This is a genomic window from Aquificaceae bacterium (assembly GCA_037722135.1).
GTDB classification, from domain to species: domain Bacteria; phylum Aquificota; class Aquificia; order Aquificales; family Aquificaceae; genus Pampinifervens; species Pampinifervens sericum.
In genome coordinates, this window is the sequence record JBBKAW010000082.1 from 1 (window position 1) to 3,070 (window position 3,070).

General features: G+C 43.1%; 5 protein-coding genes. 2 read left to right on the top strand and 3 right to left on the bottom strand.

Annotated features, from left to right (window positions below):
• Both WKI49_05850 and WKI49_05855 read left to right on the top strand, forming a co-directional pair.
• On the top strand, nucleotides 1-351 hold a 351-nt coding region (locus WKI49_05850; protein ID MEJ7622013.1), incomplete at its 5' end, for a nucleotidyltransferase domain-containing protein.
• Nucleotides 339-665: a nucleotidyltransferase substrate binding protein gene (locus WKI49_05855; protein ID MEJ7622014.1), complete on the top strand. Its 327-nt coding sequence runs from the start codon at nucleotides 339-341 to the stop codon at nucleotides 663-665. The genes WKI49_05850 and WKI49_05855, both read left to right, overlap by 13 nt.
• Before the next feature lie 47 nt (nucleotides 666-712).
• On the opposite strand, the gene WKI49_05860 is transcribed toward WKI49_05855, so the two are convergent.
• From WKI49_05860 to WKI49_05870, 3 genes are all read right to left on the bottom strand, one after another.
• On the bottom strand, nucleotides 713-1,987 hold the full coding sequence (locus WKI49_05860) for a ComEC/Rec2 family competence protein (protein MEJ7622015.1): 1,275 nt from the start codon (nucleotides 1,985-1,987) through the stop codon (nucleotides 713-715).
• Nucleotides 1,920-2,573 (bottom strand): class I SAM-dependent methyltransferase, encoded by a 654-nt coding sequence (locus tag WKI49_05865; protein MEJ7622016.1) that lies wholly within the window; start codon nucleotides 2,571-2,573, stop codon nucleotides 1,920-1,922. The genes WKI49_05860 and WKI49_05865 overlap by 68 nt, the downstream gene beginning before the upstream one ends.
• Nucleotides 2,563-3,070: hypothetical protein (locus WKI49_05870; GenBank protein MEJ7622017.1), on the bottom strand; the 508-nt coding region annotated here is incomplete at its 5' end. The genes WKI49_05870 and WKI49_05865, both read right to left, overlap by 11 nt.

Here is a 3,070-nt window from a genome sequence, read left to right on the forward strand (position 1 = left end):
CTTAGCCCCGCCTTGTGCGGGGCTTTTTTGTTTTATAATTGGTCTGTGTATGCACTTCCAAACAAGCTCAAAAACCTTGAGGAGCTAAGAAGTTTCTTAAGGGAATATTTCAAAGACAGAAAGGTCAAGGTATACCTTTTTGGCTCAAGGGCAAGAAAGGACAACAGAGCGTTTTCTGACGTAGACCTTGCCTTTGAAAGCTCAGAAGACCTCTCCAGAGACCTTACCTATATATCAGAGCTTTTGGAAGAGTCTTGGCTTCCATACAAGGTAGACCTTGTGGAGCTCTCAAAGGTAAACAAGGAATTTAGAGAGAAGATTCTCAAAGAGGCGGTTGTATGGGTAGGCTAAGGGATGCTCTTGAGGCTTTTGAGAAGGCTATGAGAAGGCTCAAAAGTGCCCTTTTGAAGGCAAGGGATGAGAGAGGTTCAGAGCTGTATGAGTTTTTTAGAGACTGTGCAATTCAAAGGTTTGAGTTTACCTATGAGCTTCTTTGGAAGTGTGTGAAGTTTTACCTTTATGAGGTTCATGGTATTGTATGCAATTCGCCAAGGATGTGCCTAAGAGAATATTTAAGCATGTCTGGAGAGGCTTTTTCAGAAGAAGAAGGAATAGGGCTTTTTAGGCTTGTGGACTTGAGAAACCTAACCGCACACCTACGATGAAGAGCTTGCGGAAGAGATATTTAGAGAGTTAGAGGTAGCCTATAGCCTTATGGAGAAGGTGCTTTATGCCTTGAAGAGGTAAACACAAGGGATAAAAGGTATAGCAGAAAAGCTCCAAGAGTGCTTATTGCAAAGGAGCTCTTTACAGACAGGTCAAAACCTACCCTCAAGTCAAAAACTGAAAGCAGTTCCACTACCTGTATGACAGCCTTACCCATAAGCTCCAAAGGAAGGGTGGGAAGGCTAAAGAAGGTGATAAGCTCCAAAACTCCGTAGGCGGTAAAGGGAAGTAGCATATAGCCCACAAGGGGACTAAAAAGCACACTGCCAAGACTTGTATGGGTAAAGGAAAGCAATAGAGGAGACACTCCAAGAAAGGCAAAAAGAGAAACTCCAAAGGGTAGTCCCAAGTTTCTGTATACCCATGAGCCTTCCGAAGGCAAAAGCCTAAGACCAAGAATTATGTATAGGACCGCAAAGAAGGAAAGCCAGAAGGAAAAGGACTGGGAAAACTCAGGTCTATACAAAAGCAAGAGAGAACCAGAAAAGAGCAGTATGCCAAGAGAGTTTGGTCTACCTTCAGAAAGCCTCACTAAGACCCAAAGCAAAAGCATAAGCCATGCCCTAAGAACTGGAGCTTCCTTAGGAACAAGCAAAAGCACATAAAGGCTCACACCCACAACACCCAAAAGCAAACCGTAAGGATAGGGTAGGAGATACCTAAGAAGGAGAAAGACCATTCCCACATGAAAGCCAGATATTACAAGAAGGTGAATAAGACCCGTTTTGGTAAAGTAATACTGAAGGTCTTGAGGAAGACCCTCACGGGCTTCACCAAGAAGGTATGTAAGCACAAAGGCTTTCACTTGCGGGTCTTGTATTCTTTCTTGAATACGGTTTATGTAGGATTTTCTCAAAGTCTTTTCGGAAAGGAAATCCTCTATATCCCTATAGCTACCGCTGATAAAAAGCCTTGAGCCTTCTGCCCTTACCTTTCCATAAAGGCTAAAGGACTCTGTTGGAAGGTCTTTAAGACCGTATATGTTTACAAAGGCAGTCCTACCGTATAGCTCTGGAAGGTCTCCACCCACTACCTTTGCCCTAAACCTCAAGCCCCTATCTGTTTCTATTGGCACTCCCTCAAGCCTTAGCCAAACAATACCCTCATCCTCAAACCAAAGATACCTGTTTTCCCTCTCTACCCTCCAAAGGCTAAAGGCTAAAAGGAAAAGAAAAAGCAAAAACTGTAAAAGCTCACCTCTTTCTGGAAAGGATAAGGTAGACAAGTCCAAAAAGCCTTTTCTGGACTTCCAAAACCTCAAAGCCCTCCTCCTCAAACTCCTTTTTCACTTCCTCAATACTCAAGGAGTTTTCCAAAGAGTGGATAAAAAAGTCCCACTTTTCTCTGCCAAAGAGGAGAAGTCCCAAAGGCTTTAGTGGATACTTCATGAGGAATATAAGAATAGGCGTTAAACTAAAGCGGTTTATGTCAAGCATAGCAATTTGTCCGTGCTTTTCCAAAATCCTGTAGGCTTCTCTTAAAAAGGCTTTTCTATCTAAAAGATGCCTGTATACGAGGGATAGAGTTATAGAGCCAAAGGAAGAGTCTTTAAAAGGCATATTCTCTGCGTCCGCCACCACAAACTTACAAACCTTACACTTGGACTTTGCCAGCTTTAGCATCTCAAGGGACAGGTCCATTCCTACCCTCATGCCCTTGTTTTGAGACTTTAAAAGAACTTCGCCCGTGCCAGTGCCAACATCAAGCCTGTTGCCCTCTGGACTTAGCATATTCAACAGGTCTCTTTGCCAATGGTCTATTCTTCTGAAGGTTATGAGGTTTAGGAAAAAGTCATATTTCTTGCTTACAGAGGAAAAGACCTCTCCTACGGTTTTTTTAGTTATCATCTGAGACCTGAACTACAAGCACCTTTGGATGTCTGTCCTGCAAGCCTTCTGGAACATATGCTCCAATTACCACAGGAATGGTCTCTATGCCATATACCCTTGCAATAACATTAGCCCTTCTAAGAGCCCTATCTGCATCCTTGTCCTCAAGTGTGTGGGATACTTCCACTGCAAGAAGAAGGTTTCTACCATCTTCAGACTTTACCCTTATTAATGCATCAAGGTTTAGTGCGTCTTTCCTTTCTTCCTCACTTATGAGCCCACCATCCAGAGCATCTTCCAATTTCTCTGACCACTCCTCTATAGGGACCGCCTTTACCCTTCTAAAATACCTTCCAAAGTATGCAGGTGCACGTTCTCTGACTTTTCTTTCAAGGTTATCTCCTTTCAGCTTTGCTACGTCTACCTCCAATTTACTTACCTTGTTTTTAAGTATAGCCACATCTTTCTCTAATCTGCTTTGCCCTTCTTCAAGCCTTTTCTGCCCTTCTTCAAGC